The sequence below is a fragment of the Devosia sp. A16 genome, assembly GCF_001402915.1.
Lineage (GTDB): Bacteria > Pseudomonadota > Alphaproteobacteria > Rhizobiales > Devosiaceae > Devosia_A.
Window position 1 is genome coordinate 489640 of record NZ_CP012945.1, and the last position, 18938, is coordinate 508577.

General features: G+C 66.0%; 16 protein-coding genes. 11 read left to right on the forward strand and 5 right to left on the reverse strand.

Annotated features, from left to right (window positions below; all coding sequences use genetic code 11):
- Window positions 1–32: 32 nt before the first annotated feature.
- Complete coding sequence (locus tag APS40_RS02385) at window positions 33–1199, reverse strand: dihydrodipicolinate synthase family protein (protein WP_055045530.1); 1167 nt, start codon at window positions 1197–1199, stop codon at window positions 33–35.
- Window positions 1200–1358: 159 nt separating this feature from the next.
- Window positions 1359–2513, reverse strand: coding sequence for a Gfo/Idh/MocA family protein (locus APS40_RS02390; RefSeq protein WP_055045531.1), 1155 nt, complete (start codon window positions 2511–2513; stop codon window positions 1359–1361).
- A gap of 178 nt (window positions 2514–2691) precedes the next feature.
- On the opposite strand from APS40_RS02390, the gene APS40_RS02395 reads away from it, so the two are divergent.
- From APS40_RS02395 to APS40_RS02430, 8 genes are all read left to right on the forward strand, one after another.
- Window positions 2692–3372, forward strand: a complete 681-nt coding sequence (locus APS40_RS02395) for a TetR/AcrR family transcriptional regulator (RefSeq protein ID WP_055045532.1) — start codon at window positions 2692–2694, stop codon at window positions 3370–3372.
- A gap of 224 nt (window positions 3373–3596) precedes the next feature.
- Complete coding sequence (locus tag APS40_RS02400) at window positions 3597–4874, forward strand: ABC transporter substrate-binding protein (protein WP_055045533.1); 1278 nt, start codon at window positions 3597–3599, stop codon at window positions 4872–4874.
- Window positions 4875–4878: 4 nt separating this feature from the next.
- On the forward strand, window positions 4879–5826 hold the full coding sequence (locus tag APS40_RS02405; RefSeq protein WP_055045534.1) for a carbohydrate ABC transporter permease: 948 nt from the start codon (window positions 4879–4881) through the stop codon (window positions 5824–5826).
- Between the two features lie 120 nt (window positions 5827–5946).
- On the forward strand, window positions 5947–6840 hold the full coding sequence (locus tag APS40_RS02410) for a carbohydrate ABC transporter permease (RefSeq protein WP_055045535.1): 894 nt from the start codon (window positions 5947–5949) through the stop codon (window positions 6838–6840).
- 178 nt (window positions 6841–7018) lie between these two features.
- Window positions 7019–7447, forward strand: a complete 429-nt coding sequence (locus APS40_RS24360; RefSeq protein ID WP_082434140.1) for an endonuclease domain-containing protein — start codon at window positions 7019–7021, stop codon at window positions 7445–7447.
- A gap of 2 nt (window positions 7448–7449) precedes the next feature.
- Complete coding sequence (locus APS40_RS02420; RefSeq protein ID WP_156343078.1) at window positions 7450–8472, forward strand: Gfo/Idh/MocA family protein; 1023 nt, start codon at window positions 7450–7452, stop codon at window positions 8470–8472.
- The gene (locus tag APS40_RS02425) at window positions 8469–9548 is read left to right on the forward strand and encodes a Gfo/Idh/MocA family protein (RefSeq protein ID WP_055045538.1); all 1080 of its coding nucleotides are present in this window, start codon (window positions 8469–8471) and stop codon (window positions 9546–9548) included. The genes APS40_RS02420 and APS40_RS02425 overlap by 4 nt, the downstream gene beginning before the upstream one ends.
- A 148-nt stretch (window positions 9549–9696) precedes the next feature.
- A complete protein-coding gene (locus APS40_RS02430) occupies window positions 9697–10770 on the forward strand; it encodes an ABC transporter ATP-binding protein (protein ID WP_055045539.1) in 1074 nt (357 codons plus the stop codon).
- Window positions 10771–10925: 155 nt separating this feature from the next.
- Here APS40_RS02430 and putA read toward each other — a convergent pair whose 3' ends face one another.
- On the reverse strand, window positions 10926–14477 hold the full coding sequence (gene putA / locus APS40_RS02435; RefSeq protein WP_055045540.1) for a bifunctional proline dehydrogenase/L-glutamate gamma-semialdehyde dehydrogenase PutA: 3552 nt from the start codon (window positions 14475–14477) through the stop codon (window positions 10926–10928).
- 190 nt (window positions 14478–14667) lie between these two features.
- Here putA and APS40_RS02440 point away from each other — a divergent pair, with 190 nt between their 5' ends.
- The 3 genes from APS40_RS02440 to APS40_RS02450 all read left to right on the forward strand — a co-directional run bounded on the left by APS40_RS02440 (window position 14668) and on the right by APS40_RS02450 (window position 16753).
- Window positions 14668–15195 carry a hypothetical protein gene (locus APS40_RS02440; RefSeq protein WP_055045541.1) on the forward strand — a complete coding sequence of 176 codons (528 nt, stop codon included), beginning with the start codon at window positions 14668–14670 and terminating at the stop codon, window positions 15193–15195.
- A 158-nt stretch (window positions 15196–15353) separates the two neighbouring features.
- On the forward strand, window positions 15354–15884 hold the full coding sequence (locus APS40_RS02445) for a dihydrofolate reductase family protein (RefSeq protein WP_055045542.1): 531 nt from the start codon (window positions 15354–15356) through the stop codon (window positions 15882–15884).
- A gap of 23 nt (window positions 15885–15907) precedes the next feature.
- On the forward strand, window positions 15908–16753 hold the full coding sequence (locus APS40_RS02450) for an MBL fold metallo-hydrolase (RefSeq protein ID WP_335338175.1): 846 nt from the start codon (window positions 15908–15910) through the stop codon (window positions 16751–16753).
- A gap of 19 nt (window positions 16754–16772) precedes the next feature.
- On the opposite strand, the gene APS40_RS02455 is transcribed toward APS40_RS02450, so the two are convergent.
- A complete protein-coding gene (locus tag APS40_RS02455) occupies window positions 16773–17675 on the reverse strand; it encodes a FecR family protein (protein ID WP_055045543.1) in 903 nt (300 codons plus the stop codon).
- A 132-nt stretch (window positions 17676–17807) separates the two neighbouring features.
- Window positions 17808–18647 carry an aldo/keto reductase gene (locus APS40_RS02460; RefSeq protein ID WP_055045544.1) on the reverse strand — a complete coding sequence of 280 codons (840 nt, stop codon included), beginning with the start codon at window positions 18645–18647 and terminating at the stop codon, window positions 17808–17810.
- Window positions 18648–18938: the final 291 nt, after the last annotated feature.

Consider the following 18938-nt stretch of genomic DNA (forward strand, 5'->3'; position numbering starts at 1 on the left):
GGAGGGGGCCGTCTCTCTCTGTCAGCACCACCTCAAACCACCCCATGCACAGCGAGCAACCGCTTCATCCGCTCGACCGCCAGATCGGGGTCGGCCAGAACGCGGGCCTTGTCGGCCAGCCGGAACAGCTCGCTGAGGTGCTGCAGCGAGCGGGTCGATTGCTGGCCGCCGATCATCGCGAAATGTTCCTGCAAGCCGTTGAGATAGGCGAGGAACACCACGCCGGTCTTGTAGAAGCGGGTGGGCGCCGCGAAGATGTGGCGGCTGAGCGGCACGGTGGGTTCGAGCAGCTCGAAGAACGCGTTGTCGCTGCCGCGGCCCAGCTCCGCCAGCGCCGCAGATGCCGCTGGGGCGATAGCGTCGAAAATGCCGAGCAGCGCGTCGGAATGGCCCTGCTCGTCGCCGGCAATCAGCTCCGCATAGTTGAAATCGTCGCCGGTATACATCCGCACGCCGCCGGGCAGACGGCGGCGCATGGCGATCTCTTTTTCCTTGCTCAGCAGCGAAATCTTGATGCCGTCGACCTTGTCGGCATGCCCGGCGATGACATCGAGGCAGACATCCATCGCCGCGTCGTGGTCGGCCCGGCCCCAGTAGCCCTCGAGCGCCGGGTCGAACATTTCGCCCAGCCAGTGGAGGATCACCGGCTGCTTCACCTGACCGAGAATGCGGCCATAGACCCGCGCATAATCGTCCGGCGATTTCGCCGCCACTTTGAGGGCGCGCGACGCCATCAGGATGATGCGTCCGCCCTCGCCTTCGACGAAGCCGACCTGCTCCTCATAGGCGCCGATGACGTCGTCGATGCCGACGTCAGGCCCGGGTGCGAGGTGGTCGGTGCCGGCGCCATAGGCGATCAGCGCATCCGCGCGTCCGCGGGCTTCCGCCTGGGCGCGGCGGATCAGTTGCTGCGCATCCGTCCAGGTCAGCCCCATGCCGCGCTGCGCCGTATCCATCGCCTCGGCGACGCCGAGCCCCAGGTCCCAGAGGCGATGGCGGAATTTGAACGTGGTGTCCCAGTCGATCACCGGGGTGAGCCACGGGTCGTTCGACGCCAGCGGATCGGCAACGACATGCGCCGCGGCATAGGCGATGCGCGGGAAATCGCCGGCGGCGTGCTTTTCGAACGGGATCGGCGTGCCGGTGAGGCGGTAGGTGGTCAGGCTGCGATCGGGGTTGGGAAGGAGGAGTTCAGGCATGGCATACCTCCGAGCGTGGGGCCACCCCCCTCCCGGCCTCCCCCACAAGGGGGGAGGTGAAGAGTCGAGGCTCGAGCACGATTGTGCCTAATGCACCGGCAGGCACCTCCCCCCTTGTGGGGGAGGATGGGAGGGGGGAGTCTCTCTCAGTCAGCATCGTCAAATCCCCAGCGCCGGCACATCCAGCCAGCGCCGTTCCTTCCAGCTCTGCAACCCGAGCATGGCGAGTTGCACGCCCTTGGCGCCCGCCTCGAGCCCGTACGGCCAGGGCGCGTCCTCGGCGACGTGCCTGAGGAACATCTCCCACTGCGCCTTGAACCCGTTCTGCGCCGGCCAGTTGTCGGGCACTTCTTCCCAGTTCTGGAAGAAGTCGATGGTCTGCGGCTGGTCGGGGTTCCACACCGGCTTGGGCGTGTTGACCCGGTGCTGGCTGAAGCATTTGTGCAGGCCCGCCACCGCCGAGCCATGCGTGCCGTCGACCTGGAAGGTAACGAGGTCGTCGCGCCGCACCCGCACGTCCCAGCTCGAGTTGATATGGGCGACGACCCCACCCTTGAGCTGGAACGTCGCATAGGCCGCGTCGTCCGCATCGGCGGTGTAGCTGTTGCCCTGCTCGTCGACGCGGGTCGGGATGTGCGTCGCACCGAGGCAGCTCACCGCCTCGACTTCGCCGAACAGGTTGTCGAGCACATAGCGCCAGTGGCACAGCATATCGAGGATGATGCCGCCGCCGTCGGCCTTGCGATAGTTCCAGCTCGGTCGCTGCGCCGGCTGGCCCCAGTCGCCCTCGAATACCCAATAGCCGAACTCGCCGCGCACCGAGAGAATGCGGCCGAAAAACCCGGCATCGCGCAGCATCTTGAGCTTCAGGAGGCCCGGCAGGAACAGCTTGTCCTGCACCACGCCGTGCTTGATGCCGGCGGCCTTGGCCTTCTTCGCCAGCGCGATGGCAGAGGCGAGGTCGTCGGAGACCGGCTTTTCGCAATAGACGTGCTTGCCCGCATCGATCGCCCGGCCCAACAGCTCCGCCCGCATCTGCGTGGTGCCGGCATCGAAGAACACCTCGTCTTCCGGGTTGGCGAGCGCCGCGTCGAGATCGGTCGACCAGCGCTTGATCCCGTGCTTTTCCGCCAGCCGCTGGATCTTGTCGCGGTCGCGCCCGACGATGATCGGGTCGAGCAGCAGCCGGTCGCCGTTCGACAGCACCACCCCGCCCTGCTCGCGGATGGCGAGGATCGAGCGCACCAGATGCTGGTTGTAGCCCATCCGGCCCGTCACGCCGTGCATGATCAGTCCCAGCCGCCGCTCGGCCATCCCCCCACTCCCTTTTTGTAACTACTTGGTTACTTGGATACACGTCGCTAGGATGGAGCGTCAAGAGTGGCCGTCGAAGCCTGAACGAAAGAACGATTTTCGTCCCGGCCCGGCGCAGCTGATTAACCGTCCCGTTACACCGGGCAGCAGAGCCGCGACGACGCGGGGAGCAAGAACGATGGCGAGCGAGGCGGCAGCGGTGAAGGTTCGGCGGCGTGCCGCCACGCCCGCCCCGGTGCGCCCGCGCGATGCCGAAAAGACCAAGGCCTCGATCCTCAAGGCGGCGCGCGACGAGTTCTGCGAAGAGGGCTTCAACGGCGCCCGGGTCGATGCCATTGCCGACCGGGCCAAGGCCAACAAGCGCCTGCTCTACCACTATTTCGGCAATAAGGAGGCTCTGTATCAGGCCGTCCTGCTCGACGCCTACCAGGAAATCCGCCGCGGCGAGCGCGAGTTGCGCATCAGCCAGTATGATCCGGTGGAAGCCGTCGACCGGATCATCCGGTTTACATTCCGGCACTTCCTCGCCAACCCGTGGTTCCCGCGGCTGCTCTCTGTGGAAAACCTGCAGAACGCCAAGTTCGTCAAGCAGATCAAGGATCTCGACGCGATCCGCTCGCCCATCGTCGGCGAGCTGCAGGAGATCGTGAAGCGCGGCCATGCGGAGGGTACCTTCCGCACCGATGTCGATCCGATGCAGCTCTACATCTCGATCATCTCGCTCTGCTACTTCTACGTCTCCAACATGCAGACCCTGTCGGTGGTTTTCGGCAAGGACCTCAGCCAGTTCGCGCTGATCCAGGACCGCGAAGCACAGGCCGTGCAGATGGTGGTCGACTACCTCCGCACCCGCCGCTAAGGCGCTGATTGCAGCCCATCGATGCCGCCTTCGCCACCGCACCGGCCCGGCGGTCGCGGCGTGGTGCTTGCGATTCTGCCGGCGTTCGCAGCCGGGCCGCACCTGCTTGACAGCTGGCACGTCCCGGCTCATGGTTGTAACCAGTTAGTTATTTAGCGCCAGCAAGAGCGCCAGAAGGATCGGGTCGGCACCGCCGCCCGCAATGACTAAACGGGAGGAAATCCATGACCATGAAGCTAGACCGCCGTCAGTTTCTGCTCGGCACCACGGCGCTGGCCGCAGCGGCCGGCATTTCGCCTGCCTTTGCCCAGCAGGCGCTGCGCCTGATCTTCTGGGGCAGCCAGGCCCGTGCCGATCGCACTTATGGGGTGACCGATCTCTACACCAAGGCCGGCGGCCCGGCGATCGAAGGCGAGTTCCTCGCCTGGAACGATTACTGGCCCAAGCTCGCCACCCAGACCGCGGGCGGCAGCGCGCCCGACATCATCCAGATGGATTACCGCTACATCGTCGAATACGCCAAGCGGAGCGCCATCGCCCCGCTCGACGAGTTCGTCGGCGGCGCCCTGAACGTGGCCGATTTCGATCAGGACCAGCTCGACGGCGGCAAGGTAGACGGCAAGCTCTACGGCATCAGCCTCGGCGCCAACTCGGTGGCCCTGATGGTCAACACCGCCGACTTCGAGAAGGCCGGTGTCGAGCTGCCGGGTCCCAACACCACCTATGCCGACCTCACCAGCATCGGCGAAGCCTTCAAGTCCAAAGGCGTGGGCAAGGCGGTGATCGCCGACGGCTCGGTTTCCGAACCGATGTACGAGAACTGGCTGCGCCAGCGCGGCAAGGCGCTCTACACCGCCGACGGCAAGGTGGCGTTCGACGAGGCCGACGCCACCGAATGGTACAAGCTGTGGGCGGATCTGCGCGCCGCCGGCGTCTGCGTCAGCCCCGACGACCAGGCGCTCGATACCGGCCCGCTCGAGACCACCATGATTACCCTGGGCAAGGCCGCGGTGATCCCGTCGAACTCGAACCAGCTGGTGGCCTTCCAGGCGATCAACAAGGACAAGATCACCATCTCCAACTTCCCGCGCATCGCTACCGATGCGCCTGGCGGCCACTATCGCAAGCCCTCGATGTTCTTCTCCATCGCCGGCTTCAGCGCTGCCAAGGAAGAGGCGGCCAAGTTCCTCAGCTTCTTCGTCAACGACCAGGAGGCGAGCAAGGTGCTGGGTGTCGAACGCGGCATTCCCTGCTCCAAGGCGGTGCGCGACGCCCTCGCCCCCACCCTCGACGAGCAGAGCCAGATCGCGCTCAACTTCGTCGCCAATCTCGGGCCGCTGCTGGGGGCGCTGCCCCCCTCGCCGCCGGCCGCCGCCGGCGAAATCGATGCCTCGCTGTTCCGCACGCTGGGACAGGAAGTGGGCTTCGGCGCCAAGTCGCCGGAACAGGCCGGTCCCGAGCTCGTCAAGGGCGCGACCGACATCCTGAACCGCGCGGCCTGACGTCATGACCGCGCCCGCCGTGGAGGCCTCAGTCCCCCGTGCCGGGGGTGCGGTATATCAATCGTGGTGGTCGAGGGTGTGGCAGAACCACGCCCCCGGCTACCTGTTCCTGCTGCCGTGGTTCATCGGCTTTCTCGGCCTGACGATCGGGCCGATCATCACCTCGCTCTACCTGAGCTTCACCAATTTCGACCTGCTCACAGCGCCGCGCTGGGTGGGGGCCGACAACTATATCCGCATGTTCACCGCGGACCCCAAGTTCATCGCCTCGATGCAGGTGACGCTGACCTTCGTCATCTTCTCGGTGCCGCTGAAGCTCGCCTTCGCGCTCGGCGTGGCGCTGCTGCTCAACCGCGGCATGCGCGGCCTGCCGCTCTATCGCGCGCTGTTCTACCTGCCCAGCCTGCTCGGCGCCTCGGTGGCGATCGCCATCCTGTGGCGCCAGCTGTTTGCCGGCGACGGGCTGGTCAACGATTTCCTCTCGGTGTTCGGCATTGAGGGCCCGAGCTGGATTTCCAACCCCCGCTATTCGCTGTGGACGCTGATCATCCTGTCGATCTGGCAGTTCGGCTCGCCGATGATCATCTTCCTCGCCGGTTTGCGGCAGATCCCGCAGGACATGTACGAGGCCGCCAGCCTCGACGGCGCCAGCCGCTGGCGCCAGTTCTGGAAAATCACCCTGCCGCTCTTGACCCCGGTGGTGTTCTTCAACGCCATCATCCAGACCATCGAGGCGTTCAAGAGCTTCACCCCGGCCTTCATCATCTCGGCCGGCACCGGCAACCCCATCAACTCGACGCTGTTCTACACGCTCTATCTCTACCAGGAGGCGTTCGGCTTCTTCCGCATGGGCTACGCCTCGGCGCTGGCCTGGTTCCTGCTGCTGCTGGTCGCCTGCTTCACCGCCTTCTCGTTCCTCACCAGCAAATACTGGGTGCACTATGATGACTGAGGCACCCGTGTCGCGCGTCGCTTCGCTCCTTATCGGCAGTCGGCAGTCGGCAATCGGCAATCGCAGCGGCAGACCAACTGCCGACTGCCGACTTACGACTGCCGTAAGGGGAGCCGCCCGATGACCGTCACCGCCCCTGCCCCGCGCCTGACCGTCGTCACCGAGGCTTCGCCCGCGCGGCTGCTGCGCAAGCGCATCCTCAGCGTCGTCGCGCATGTGGCGCTGATCGGCGCTTCGATCCTGATGCTCTACCCGCTGCTCTGGATGCTCTCGGCCTCGTTCCGGCCGGAGAACGAGATCTTCTCGGGCACGCTGATCCCCTCGAGCTGGAGCCTCGACAGCTATTTCCGCGGCTGGAATGGCCTGCGCATCAGCTTCGGCACCTTCTTCTGGAACTCGCTGGTGATCTCGATCACCTGCGTCATCGGCAACCTCATCGCCTGCTCGATGGCGGCCTTCGCCTTCGCGCGGCTGCGCTTCAAGGGGCGGAACTTCTGGTTCGCCATGATGCTGATGACGCTGATGCTGCCCGGCCAGGTGACGCTGATCCCGCAATATGTGCTGTTCCGCGAGTTAGGCTGGGTCAACACCATCCTGCCGCTGGTGGCGCCGAAATTCCTCGCCGTCGACGCCTTCTTCGTCTTCCTGATGGTGCAGTTCTTCCGGGGCATCCCGCGCGAGCTCGACGAAGCCGCCATGATGGACGGCTGCTCGGCCTGGCGCATCTACTGGAAAGTGATGCTGCCCCTCTCCACCCCGGTGCTGGCGACCGCCGCCATCTTCACCTTCATCTGGACCTGGGACGATTTCTTCGCCCCGCTGATCTACCTCAACGAGATGAAGCAATACACCGTGATGCTGGGGCTGAGGACCTTCACCGACTCGACCGGCGAAAGCGACTTCGGCGGATTATTCGCCATGAGCGTGTTGTCGCTGGTGCCGATCTTCCTGTTCTTCCTGTTCTTCCAGCGCCTGCTGATCGAAGGGATCGCGACGACGGGGATGAAGCGGTGACATCACGCTTCGCTTCGCTGGTGCCGACTGACAGAGACGGCCCCCTCCCGGCCTCCCCCATAAAGGGGGAGGTGAAGAGTAGGGGCTCTGTCTTCGATCGTGCAAATCACTCGATGCGGCACCTCCCCCTTCATGGGGGAGGATGGGAGGGGGCCGTCTGCCGCGGTTCCATCACCCCATGAGCACCCGCCGCGAAAGAGAGCTACGCGTCAATCCCACCGTACCCGAGCGCCGGATGTGGCGGCTGCTTCACACGTTCCGCAGCGCCGGCCACCATTTCCGCCGACAGGAGCAGATCGGCCCCTACTATGTCGACTTCGCCTGCCATGCAGCGCGACTGGTGATCGAGGTCGATGGCGAAACTCATGGCCACACCCAGGAAGCCGACGCGCTCCGCGATGAGTTCCTGCGCTACGAGGGCTATGCCGTGCTGCGCTTCTCCAATGATGACGTAGTGCAGAACGAGGATGGGGTGTTCACTGTCCTGAGTTCCGCGCTTGCCGGAAAGACGCCCACCCGCAACCCAAGACGACCCCCTCCCGGCCTCCCCCATGAAGGGGGAGGTGAAGAGTCGGCTTCGCCGCAATCCGCTCAAACTCAGCAGTAGTGATAATGCCCATCAAATTCGCCGCCATCGGCCTCAACCATTCCCATATCTACGGCCAGGTGAACTGCCTGCTGCGCGAGGGCGCCGAGCTTGTCGCCTTTCATTCGCCCGAGGATGATCTCGCCGCCGAGTTCAGCGCCAAGTACCCGCAGGCGAAGCGGGTCGCCGACCAGCGGGCCATCCTCGAAGACCCCACAATCGCACTGGTGATGACCGCCGCCATCCTCTCCGAGCGCGCCGCCATCTCGATTGCGGCGATGCGGCATGGCAAGGACGTGATGAGCGACAAGCCGGGGATGACCAGCCTCGAGCAGCTGGCCGAGATCAAGCGGGTGCAGGCCGAGACCGGCCGCATCTATTCGGTCTGCTATTCCGAGCATTTCGAGACCCGCTCCACCGTCAGGGCCGGCGAGCTGGTCAAGGCCGGGGCCATCGGCCAGGTGATCAACACCGTCGGGCTCGGGCCGCATGCCATCCGCAACAACCAGCGGCCGGAGTGGTTCTTCGATCGCCAGCTCTATGGCGGCATCCTCTGCGATATCGGCAGCCACCAGTGCGAGCAGTTCCTGTTCTTTTCCGGCACCGACACTGATGCCGAAGTGGTGTCGGCCTCGGTGAACAACCGCGCCAATCCCAATAGACCCGGGCTGCAGGATGTCGGCGACATGCACCTCAGAACACCCACGACCACCGGCTACGTGCGGGTGGATTGGTTCACCCCAGCGGGGCTCCCCACCTGGGGCGACGGGCGGCTCACCATCCTCGGCACCGAGGGCTATATCGAGCTCCGCAAATATATCGACATCGCCGGGCGGCCGGGCACCGATCACCTGTTCCTCGTCGACAAGACCGGCACCCGGCACATCGATTGCTCGGACCAGGACCTGCCCTACGGACGGCAGCTGATCGCCGACGTGCTCAACCGCACCGAGACGGCGATGCCGCAGGTGCGCGCCTTCAAGGCGATGGAACTGGCGCTGACGGCGCAGAAACTGGCTGAAGTCGGGACGGTTTGGCAGCAATGAGCAGGGTTTACACAGTCGCTGTAGTGGGCGGCGGCATCGGCAAGAGCCACATCGTCGAGGGCTACGAGACCAACAAGGACCGCTTCAAGGTCATCGCCATCTGCGATCTCGACCCCGTGCGGCGCAACGCGCTCGCCGACGAGTTCGGCATCGAACGGCGGGTCGAGAACTTTGACGACCTGCTGAAGATGGACGATCTCGACATCATCGATATCTGCACCCCGCCCATGGTGCACCATCCGATGCTGGTCGCGGGGCTCAAGGCCGGCAAGCACGTGGTCTGCGAGAAGCCGCTGGTCGGCTCGCTCGCCGAAGTCGACGAGATCATCGCGCTCGAAGCGCAGAGCCGCGGCAAGCTGATGCCGGTGTTCCAGTATCGCTTCGGCAACGGCATCGAGCAGGTCAAGCGCATCATCGAGGCGGGGATCGCCGGCAAGCCGTATGTCGGCACCGTCGAGACGCTGTGGCGGCGCGGGCCGGATTATTACACCGTGCCCTGGCGCGGCAAGTGGAAGACCGAACTCGGTGGCGTGTTGATGACCCATGCGATCCACCCGCACGATATCTTCACCTACCTGATGGGCGAGCCGAAAAGCCTGTTCGGCCGGGTGGCGACGCGGGTGAACGCCATCGAGGTGGAAGACTGCATCTCGGCTTCGCTGGAGATGGAGAGTGGCGCGCTCGCCAGCTTCACCGCCACGCTCGGCTCGGCCGATGAAATCAGCCGCATCCGGCTGGCCTTCGAGCACGTCACTTTCGAGAGTGACCACGAGGCCTATAACCCCGGCAAGCTGCCCTGGAAGATCCTGCCGCGCAACGACGAGACCAAGGCGAAGATCGATGCGCTGCTTGCCGATTGGCAGGACGTGCCGTCGCGCTTCGAGACGCAGATGCGCCGCTTCTGGGATGCGCTCGAGGGCCTGGCGCCGATGCCGGTGACCACCAGGGACTCGCGCCGCGCGCTGGAAATCGTCACCGCCTTCTACCATTCGTCGGAAACGCACCAGGAGGTCAGCTTCCCGGTGACTTCGGCCCACCCGAAATACCGCAGCTGGCTGCCGGAGGGGTTTCGATGAAGAGTTGCCGCCCCACCCACGGAGTCATTCCCGCGAAAGCGGGAACCTCCGTTTCGGAGTGTGCCGCGAGCACCCCAAACAGAGTTTCCCGCTTTCGCGGGAATGACCCGGTGGGCAATTGCACTGCCCCTGTGGAGGAGAGCATCTGATGTCCACCAGCGTTGTCCTGCAGCAGGTCGAGAAGCGTTATGGCGACGTGGAGGTGATCCACGGGATCGACCTCACCATCGATCCCGGTGAGTTCACGGTGTTCGTCGGGCCCTCGGGTTGCGGCAAATCCACCCTGCTGCGGATGATCGCCGGGCTCGAGCCTATCTCCGGCGGCAGCCTGTTGATCGATGGCGAGCGCATGAACGAGGTGCCGGCGGCGCGGCGCGGCATCGCCATGGTGTTCCAGAGCTACGCCCTTTATCCGCACATGAGCGTCTACCAGAACCTTGCCTTCGGGCTCGAGACGGCACGGGTGCCCAAGCCCGAAATCCAGCAGCGGGTGCAGAAGGCAGCGGAGATCCTGCGCATCGAGCCGCTGCTCAAACGCAAGCCCAAGCAGCTCTCGGGCGGCCAGCGCCAGCGCGTCGCCATCGGCCGGGCGATCGTGCGCGAGCCGCGCATCTTCCTGTTCGACGAGCCGCTCAGCAACCTCGATGCGGAGCTGCGCGTGCAGATGCGGGTGGAGATCGCCAAACTCCACAACGACCTCGGCAACACCATGATCTACGTCACGCACGACCAGGTCGAGGCGATGACCATGGCCGACAAGATCGTGGTGCTGCAGGCCGGCATCATCGAACAGGTCGGCGCCCCGCTCGAGCTCTACAACCACCCGCGCAACCGCTTCGTCGCCGGCTTCATCGGCTCGCCGAAGATGAACTTCCTCGACGCCAAGGTGGAAAGCGCCGATGGCGCGGGGGCAAAACTCCGGGCCGGCGGCAGCGAAATCGTGGTCAACCGCCAGGTCGGCGCCGGCGATGCCGTGACCTTCGGGGTCCGGCCCGAGCATATCGGCATCAACGAGGGCACCGGCGTCGAGCTCGCCAAGGTGAAGGTCGACCTGGTCGAGCAGCTTGGCGGCCAGACCATGGTCTACACCACCACGGCGGACGGCCAGCCGCTGACAATAGCGGTCGATGGACAGCGGCCGCTGGAGCTGGGCTCGACACTGACGGCCTATGTCGATCCGGCGCGGTATCACGTGTTTGCGCAGGATGGGCGGGCGATTTAGGCTTTCCCGACTGACAGAGACGGCCCCCTCCCGGCCTCCCCCATGAAGGGGGAGGTGAAGAGTCGAGGCTCTGTCGTCGATCGTGCCTGACGCACCGGCGGGGCACCTCCCCCTTTATGGGGGAGGATGGGAGGGGGCCGTCTGCCTGCCGTCAGTTACAGCCCCGCCAACAACTCCGCATTGCCGCCACTCGCCGTCGTGTCGATGCACACGTGCCGCTCGGTGATCAGCCGTTCTGCATCGCTCGGCCGGGTGATCAGCGGGATAATCGTCCCCTCGCGCCGGCTCAGCGCCTGCCGCCACGGCCTCAAATCCGCGTCGGTGCCGAAATGCATGATGGCGTCGACGTTGAGCCCGGCTTCGATCGCGGCGGGGCTGAGCTTCTTGTCCAGCCCGCCGATCGGTTCGCCGTTGGCGCCCAGCGCCTCGGCGATCTTGCTGGCCCCGGGGGCGACCACCAGCACGCCATTGCCCTGCTCGAGCGCCAGCGTCGCCTGCTGCAGGGCGCTTTGGGTATCGGGGCCGAGGCAGAGCACCACGCCGCGCGGCCAGGTGTAGAGCGTGTTGGATTCGCCGGTCGGGCCGGGCAACAGTTCCTGCGCCGGCTCGATCCCCACCCGCTCGATGCCGATCTTCACCTGGTCGACCGCCGCGATGGCAAAGCCGATCGAGAGGCCGGAGAGCGGGTTGACCCCGGTCGAGGGTTCGAACGCCTCGGCCGGGCGCCAGAAGCGCTTCAGGTAATTCGGCCCGCCCGCCTTGGGGCCGGTGCCGGAAAGCCCCTCGCCGCCGAACGGCTGTGAGCCGACCACCGCTCCGATCTGGTTGCGGTTGACATAGATATTGCCGGCCCGGATCCGGTCGGAGAGCTCCTCGACCCGCCCGTCGATGCGGGTATGGAGCCCGAAGGTCAGCCCGTAGCCCGAGGCGTTGATGGCGGCGACCACCGCGTCGAGTTCCTCGGCCTTGAAGGTCGCAACATGCAGCACCGGCCCGAAAATCTCTTCCTTCATCTCGGCAATGCCCGAGACCTTCAGCACCGTCGGCGGAACGAACGTCCCCTGCTCCGGCGCCGCGAGCTGGTGCAGCACCGCGTCGCGGGCGGCGAAGTCGGCGATATAGGCGTCCATTTTCGCCTTTGCCTTCTGGTCGATCACCGGGCCGATATCGACCGAAAGATCCCAGGGGTCGCCGAGCTTCAGCTCGTCCATGGCGCCATAGAGCATTTCGAGCGTCCGCTCTGCAGCGTCTTCCTGCACATAGAGGATGCGCAGCGCCGAGCAGCGCTGCCCCGCCGACTGGAAGGCGGAAGCGAGGATGTCGCGCACCGCCTGCTCGGGCAGAGCGGTGGAGTCGACGATCATGGCGTTGAGCCCGCCCGTCTCGGCAATCAGCGCCGCGCCGGCGGCGAGGTGGTCGGCCATCTTGACGTCGATCGCCTTGGCGGTGGCGAGCGAGCCGGTAAAGCACACCCCGTCGATGCGCGGATCGGAGGTGAGCGCGCTGCCCACCACCGCGCCGGAACCCGGCACCAGTTGCACCACGTCCTCGGGAATGCCGGCCTGCACCATCAGCCGCACCGCCAGCGCCGCGATCAGCGGCGTGGTCTCGGCCGGCTTGGCGAGGACGGTATTGCCGGCCACCAGCGCCGCGGCGATCTGGCCGGTGAAGATGGCGAGCGGGAAATTCCACGGCGAGATGCAGACGAACACTCCGAGCGGCTGGCGCGGTTCGCTCGCTTCCGCCTCGGCGGCGTAATAGCGAAGGAAATCCACCGCTTCGCGCACTTCGCTCACTGCATCGTTGAGCGTCTTGCCCGCCTCGCGGGCGCAGAGCGCGAAGAACTCGGCCGCATTGTCCTCGTAGAGATCGGCCACCTGCCGAAGCAGCAGCGCCCGCTCGGCCACCGGCCGCGCCGCCCAGCTTGGCGCCGCGTCGCGCGCCGTGGCGATGGCCAGTTCCAGCGTCTCCGGCCCGGCTCCGATCGCCTCACCCACCGGCTCACCGGTGGCAGGGCTCACAATGGTGAAGGTCTCGCCCTGGCTGCCGGCCACCAGCGAGGCCGGCACGGCGTGCCAGCGCTTTTCGCTCGGCCGGAAGCGGTCGCGGTCGGCGAGCAGGTAGTTGACCGCCAGCGGGTCAGTGAGATCATGGCCGCGCGAGTTGCGACGGTGCGGCGCGAACAGCTCTGCCGGCGCCCGCACCTTGGCGACGGCGCTGGCCACCGCCTCGAATGGATCCTGCACCACCGCGGCAGCCGGGACGTCGCGATCGGCGATCATGTTGACGAACGAGCCGTTGGCGCCGTTCTCGAGCAGGCGCCGCACCAGGTAAGCCAGGAGATCGGCATGCCGTCCCACCGGCGCATAAATGCGGGTGCGGGTCTGCTGCTCGTCGTGGATGATTTCGTGCAGCCGCTCGCCCATGCCATGCAGGCGCTGGAACTCGAAGGCGTCGTTGCCGACCCCCAGCCGCTGCGCCAGCTCCAGCACCGCCGCAACGGTGTGCGCATTGTGGGTGGCGAACTGCGGGTAAATCCGCCCGGTCTTCGACAACAGCCGCTTGGCGTTGGCGATGTAGCTGACATCTGTCGCGGGCTTCCTGGTGAACACCGGGAAACCTGAGAGCCCCAGCACCTGGGCGCGCTTGATCTCGCTGTCCCAATAGGCGCCCTTCACCAGCCGCACCATGATGCGCCGGTCGAGTTGCTCGGCCAGGGCCTCGAGCCAGTCGATGACATGGCTGGCGCGCTGCCCATAGGCCTGCACCACGACGCCGAAACCGTCCCAACCACTGAGCCGCTCGTCGGCCAGCACTGCGGCGATGACGTCGAGGCTGAGGTCGAGCCGGTCGGCCTCCTCGGCATCGATGTTGAAGCCCATATTGGCGCCGCGCGCCATCATGGCGAGGGCGAGCGTTCGCTCCACCAGCTCGCCCATCACCCGCTCGCGCTTCATGAACTCGTAGCGTGGATGCAGCGCCGAAAGTTTGACCGAGACGCCCGGGTTGTCGCGCACCGAACCGGCGGTCGAACGGGTGGCGAGCACCGCGATGGCCTCGGCATAGGCGGCGCGATAGCGCTTGGCGTCGGCCTCGGTGCGGGCCGCCTCGCCCAGCATGTCGTAGGAATAGGTGAAGCCGTCGCGCTCGGCCTTCTTGGCGATGCGGGTCGCCTCTTCGATGTCGCGGCCGAGCACGAACTGCGACCCCAGGATCTTCATCGCCTGCATCACGGCGGAGCGGATCACCGGCTCGCCGATGCGCTGCACGAAATTCTTGATGGTGCCGGCGATCCCCGCCCCACCCTCGCGCAGCACCGAACCGGTGAGCGTCAGCGCCAGGGTCGAGACGTTGACCAGCGCCGAATTGGCGCGGTCGAGATGCTCGGCCCAGCGCGACGGCGCGATCTTGTCTTCGATCAAGTCGTCGATGGTGCGGTTGTCGGGCACCCGCAGCAGTGCCTCGGCGAGGCACATCAGCGCGATGCCCTCGTCGGTCGACAGCGAATACTCGGCGAGGAAGGCTTCGAGCATGCCGCTCGACTGCGCCGCCCGCACCTTTTCCACCAGCTTCAGCGCCCGCTGCCCGATGGCGGCGCGGTCGTCCTGCGTGAGTGCCGCGTCGGCGGTGAGCCGCGCGATGGTCTCAGCCTCGTCGGCCAGAATGGCGGCCCGGATGCGGCCGCGGAGTTCGTTGAGATCGCCCATTTATGCCCCCGTGCCTGAACAGTGGCACGCGTCGCTGATTTGTGTGGGGAAAATGTGATGGCAGCAACAGGAATTTTAGGTGGACTAAAAGTCACATTCCAGGGCCGACTTAAGATCGCTGCAACCAAGCCGGCGAACCTCGCTTTGCCTCACCCTCGCTTGGCTTATTGTCACACGGCAGGAGGAAGCGATGTTCGACAAATTGCTGCAGGCGCTGCGGGGGAACAGTCACGCCTCATCGGGCGACACGGTGGAAACACGGCGGCGCCGCTTGGGCATGGAGCTCTGGGCAACCGTCTATTGCTACTCGGATCGCAGCTTTATCGTCACCTCCGTCATAACGGCGCCGGGTGAGATAAGCATGGAGGTCGGCGAGCCGACGGTGCTGCCGATCGAGGTCAGCGACACCGAACTCGGTGCTGTTGCGCTGCGTCATCTCGTCGAGATGGTGAAACGGCGCCCTCCCCTTCGGCGCGAGCGCAAGCTGACCGATTGGCGCGTCTATCAGGTGAGCGGAGCCAGATCGGTCCGCGCCTTCACCAGTCACAGCCTCACCGTATCGCTGGAAACCACCCCGACCGGCATCGGCCTTTCGTCCCGCGGCACCCATGTGGTCGAAGGAATGCCATGGGCCACGGCAACGGCATCCACCGACGCGACGGACCTCGGCGCCTCCATCCGCCAGGTGATCGAAGCGGCCAAGGCCTCGGTCGCGTGACAGGCCTGCCGGGAGGCATCGCCATCGTGTGCTGCGGCTGCGCCGCACAACCGGTTGCAAAATAGAGGTGGTTCCTGCCCGCGATCGGCTGCTAGCACAGGCACCGGCGCAGATGAACGCGACCCCGCCGGATCGCCGCCCCTCGATTGGAGCCCGCCATGGCCAAGCTCGTATTTGGAATGAACCAGTCGCTCGACGGCTATGTCGACTACATGAAATTCGCCCCGAGCCCGGTACTGTTCCGGCACTTCATCGAGCAGGCCCGCAACAATGCCGCGAGCCTCTACGGTCGCAAGCTCTACGAGATCATGCGCTACTGGGACGAAGAGCAGGACGACTGGGGCCCCGAGGAACGCGACTTCGCCGCCGCCTGGCGCGATACCCCCAAATTCGTCGTTTCGAAAACCCTGAACTCGGTCGGCCCCAACGCCACTCTGCTGGCCGGCGATCTCGAAACCGCGGTGCGCCGGCTCAAGGCCGAGCATGACGGCGAGATCGAAGCCGGCGGGCCGGTGCTGGCGAAAAGCCTCACCGAGCTGGGGTTGATCGACGAATATCGCATCTACCTCCACCCGGTGGTGCTGGGTTCGGGCGACCCGTTCTTCGCCGGCCCCCGCCCGCCGCTGAGGCTCAAGGGCAGCGAACGGGTGGACGGCGACGTGCTGTTGCTGAGCTACGTCCCCGCGTGACCCCGGCGCCCCAAGGATCGGCCGTGCTGAGCTGGCAGGTGGGCCGGGTGAAGATCACCCGCATCGTCGAAATGGACCTGCCGGTGCCATCAGGCGTCATCGCCGAGGCAACGCCCGAGGCGCTTCGCCAATTGCCCTGGCTCTACCCGCATTTCGTCAGCGCTGACGACAGTACCCTCAACCTCTCCGTGCATGCGCTGCTGGTCGAGGCGCCGGGGATACGGCTGGTGGTCGATACCTGCGTGGGCAATGATCGGCCGCGCGAGTTCACCGGCGGCGAAGCGCTCTCAACGCCGTTCCTCGCTCAACTGGGCGAAGCCGGATGGACCCGGGACAGCGTCGACGCCGTGGTCTGCACCCATCTCGACGTCGACCATATCGGCTGGAACACCATGCTCGAGGCCGGCCGCTGGGTGCCGACCTTCCCGAGGGCGCGCTACCTGATCGGACGGGCCGAGTACGAGTTCTGGAAAGGCATCGACGAGGCCGAGCAGGTGGCGGCAATGGCCGACAGCATCAGGCCGATCTTCACCGCCGGCCTCGTGCAGCTGGTCGAGCAGGACCATGTGCTGTCGCCCGAGATTCGGCTCACGCCGTCGAACGGCCACACGCCCGGCCATGTCAGTGTGCTGATCGCCTCGGAAGGCCAGCGCGCGGTGATCACCGGCGACATGATCCACCATCCCTGCCAGATGGCGCATCCCGACTGGACCCTCGCCGATATCGACCCGGCGCTGGCCCGCGGCACCCGCTGGCGCCTGTTCGAGCAATGGGCCGACGAGCCGATCCTCGTCATCGGCACCCATTTCGCCGCCCCCACTGCCGGCCACATCGTTCGCGACGGTGAGGCTTTCCGGTTCGTCGTCTGACGCGGGCGGCGAACGCGTCCTAGTGGCTGCAGTTCTGCGAATTGCCGGGGTTGGGGTTGCTATGGCCGGCGCACTCTCCCCCGCTGCTCGGCGGCGGCGGCGGCGGGGGCGGTGGCGGTTCCGTAGTTGGCGGCGACCCGCCGGTAGTTGGCACTCCCCCTCCGGTGGACACCGGCGCCGGCCGCTCCTCGGTAGCGCGTTCCGGGTGGGCGGCACGGGTGCGCGAAAGCCCCAGCGCGGAAGTGAGGCAGTTCCTTGCCTGCTTCATGCGGAATGGAGACTCGAGTCGCTGCTGCGCGGCGCCATAGACGAACACCTTGCGCAGCTGCTTGCGGGCGGCGCTGTCCAGGGTGGTGCTGAGCCCCAGAGAAGTCGCCGTGTGGCGGGTCATCTCCCCCATCTCGCAGGTGTCGGAGATCACTGCACATTCGCCGGTGCGGGTGCACAGTTGCGTGCTGCCCGAATACATCAGCACCCGCGTCGATTTCGGGCCGTCGACCACCAGGTCGAAGGCGGTGCCGCGGATACCGATGGTGCCGCTCGGCGTCTTGATGCTGTAGCGATCCTTGGGCGCGTTGCCCGAGGCGAAGCGGAACGTGCCGGCCAGCGCCCCGATCACCATCTTGCCCGCCGAGCCGTCGGCGCGCAGCAGGTAATCCTCGATCCTGAGGCTGGATCCGGGCCCGACCACCAGCCTGGTGCCATCCGCAAACAGAATCTGCGCCGAGCCGCCCGTACTGGTGCGGATCAGATCGCCCAGAAAGACGTCGGCGCCCACCACAAGCGTGCGCGGCCCGTCGGTCGAATTGATCTCCGCCGCCGGGTCGACGCCCACAGCCGACCCGGCCGGCGCCGCCAGGGCAGCCGCCGACGCGGTGAGCACAATCAATGTCGTTGCCAGGATTCTGACCAGCCAGTTCATCGGTGCTCCGAAACGCTTTCGCGGGAAAGTCGTACAGCAGTAGTCGTCTAGTTAATCACTTCTTTACGGCGCTGAAAACTCCACAAATAGCGCTGCCGTTAGGACGATGCGGCCGCTTTGACTGTTTTGGCGTCAGAACTCTTCATGCGTGCGCGGGTCGCCGTCGAACAGCCGGCCGTCAGGCCGGCTGAACGCGTTGATCGCCGCCATGTCGGCGTCGTCCAGCTGAAAGCCTGCCAGCTCGAGGTTCTCGCGGCGGCGCGACGGCGTGGCCGATTTGGGGATCGGCAGCACTCCCAGTTGCAGGTGCCAGCGCAGCACCACTTGAGCCGGGGTGCGGCCGTGCTTGTTGGCGGCAGCGGCCACCGCCGGTTCGGCCAGTAGTCCCGTGCCCTTGCCGATCGGCGTCCACGCCTCGGTGAGGATGCCGCGCGCCTTGTCGGCGGCGCGCTGCTCGGGCTGATTGAAATAGGGGTGGAGCTCGATCTGGTTGACGCTGGGCGCCACGCCGGTCTTTTCGATCAACTGGTCGAGATGCTCGGGCAGGAAGTTCGACACACCGATCGAACGCACCAGTCCGCGCTCGCGCGCCTCGATCATTCCCTCCCAGGCCTCGACGAACAGCTGCTGGCTCGGATTGGGCCAGTGGATCAGGTAGAGATCGAGATAGTCGAGCCCGGAACGCAGCAGCGATTCCTCGATCGCCCAGGTGACGTTCGGCTTCTTGTGGTGCCGGCCAGGGAGCTTGGAGGTGACGCGGATCTGTTCGCGCGGCACCCCGGACATGCGTACCGCTTTGCCGACCGCCCCCTCGTTCTCGTAGTTCACCGCGGAATCGAGCAGCCGATAGCCTTCGCGCAGCGCCTCGGCCATACCCTCGGCCCCGGCAATGCCGCGCAACGCATAGGTCCCGAGTCCCACAGCCGGAAGCGTGGTGCCATCGTTGAGGGTGTGGTCGGGCAATGCGGTCATCGCGAATCTCCATGGGTTTCGCGTGACATAGAAGAGGAGCGACGACGACGACGCCATCCCTAAGTGGATGGACTCTTCTTACGACGCTGCCGCCCACGCCATGTGCCGACTGCCCCACCCCCTCCCGGCCTCCCCCATCAAGGGGGAGGTGCCGCACCGGCGGGCTGGGCTGGAACGCGCCTCATACTCACAACGGCACCTCCCCCCTTGTGGGGGAGGTTGGGAGGGGGGCCGCAGACACCGAGCTCGAATGCAGGCCCGCCTGCCTGCGGAGTATCCGCCAGGCTCGCC

Coding starts and splice junctions, on each gene's coding strand:
- APS40_RS02385 (WP_055045530.1), bottom strand. CDS start 1,199: ATGCCTGAACTCCTCCTTCCCAACCCCGATCGCAGCCTGACCACCTAC.
- APS40_RS02390 (WP_055045531.1), bottom strand. CDS start 2,513: ATGGCCGAGCGGCGGCTGGGACTGATCATGCACGGCGTGACGGGCCGG.
- APS40_RS02395 (WP_055045532.1), top strand. CDS start 2,692: ATGGCGAGCGAGGCGGCAGCGGTGAAGGTTCGGCGGCGTGCCGCCACG.
- APS40_RS02400 (WP_055045533.1), top strand. CDS start 3,597: ATGACCATGAAGCTAGACCGCCGTCAGTTTCTGCTCGGCACCACGGCG.
- APS40_RS02405 (WP_055045534.1), top strand. CDS start 4,879: ATGACCGCGCCCGCCGTGGAGGCCTCAGTCCCCCGTGCCGGGGGTGCG.
- APS40_RS02410 (WP_055045535.1), top strand. CDS start 5,947: ATGACCGTCACCGCCCCTGCCCCGCGCCTGACCGTCGTCACCGAGGCT.
- APS40_RS24360 (WP_082434140.1), top strand. CDS start 7,019: ATGAGCACCCGCCGCGAAAGAGAGCTACGCGTCAATCCCACCGTACCC.
- APS40_RS02425 (WP_055045538.1), top strand. CDS start 8,469: ATGAGCAGGGTTTACACAGTCGCTGTAGTGGGCGGCGGCATCGGCAAG.
- APS40_RS02430 (WP_055045539.1), top strand. CDS start 9,697: ATGTCCACCAGCGTTGTCCTGCAGCAGGTCGAGAAGCGTTATGGCGAC.
- putA (WP_055045540.1), bottom strand. CDS start 14,477: ATGGGCGATCTCAACGAACTCCGCGGCCGCATCCGGGCCGCCATTCTG.
- APS40_RS02440 (WP_055045541.1), top strand. CDS start 14,668: ATGTTCGACAAATTGCTGCAGGCGCTGCGGGGGAACAGTCACGCCTCA.
- APS40_RS02445 (WP_055045542.1), top strand. CDS start 15,354: ATGGCCAAGCTCGTATTTGGAATGAACCAGTCGCTCGACGGCTATGTC.
- APS40_RS02455 (WP_055045543.1), bottom strand. CDS start 17,675: ATGAACTGGCTGGTCAGAATCCTGGCAACGACATTGATTGTGCTCACC.
- APS40_RS02460 (WP_055045544.1), bottom strand. CDS start 18,647: ATGACCGCATTGCCCGACCACACCCTCAACGATGGCACCACGCTTCCG.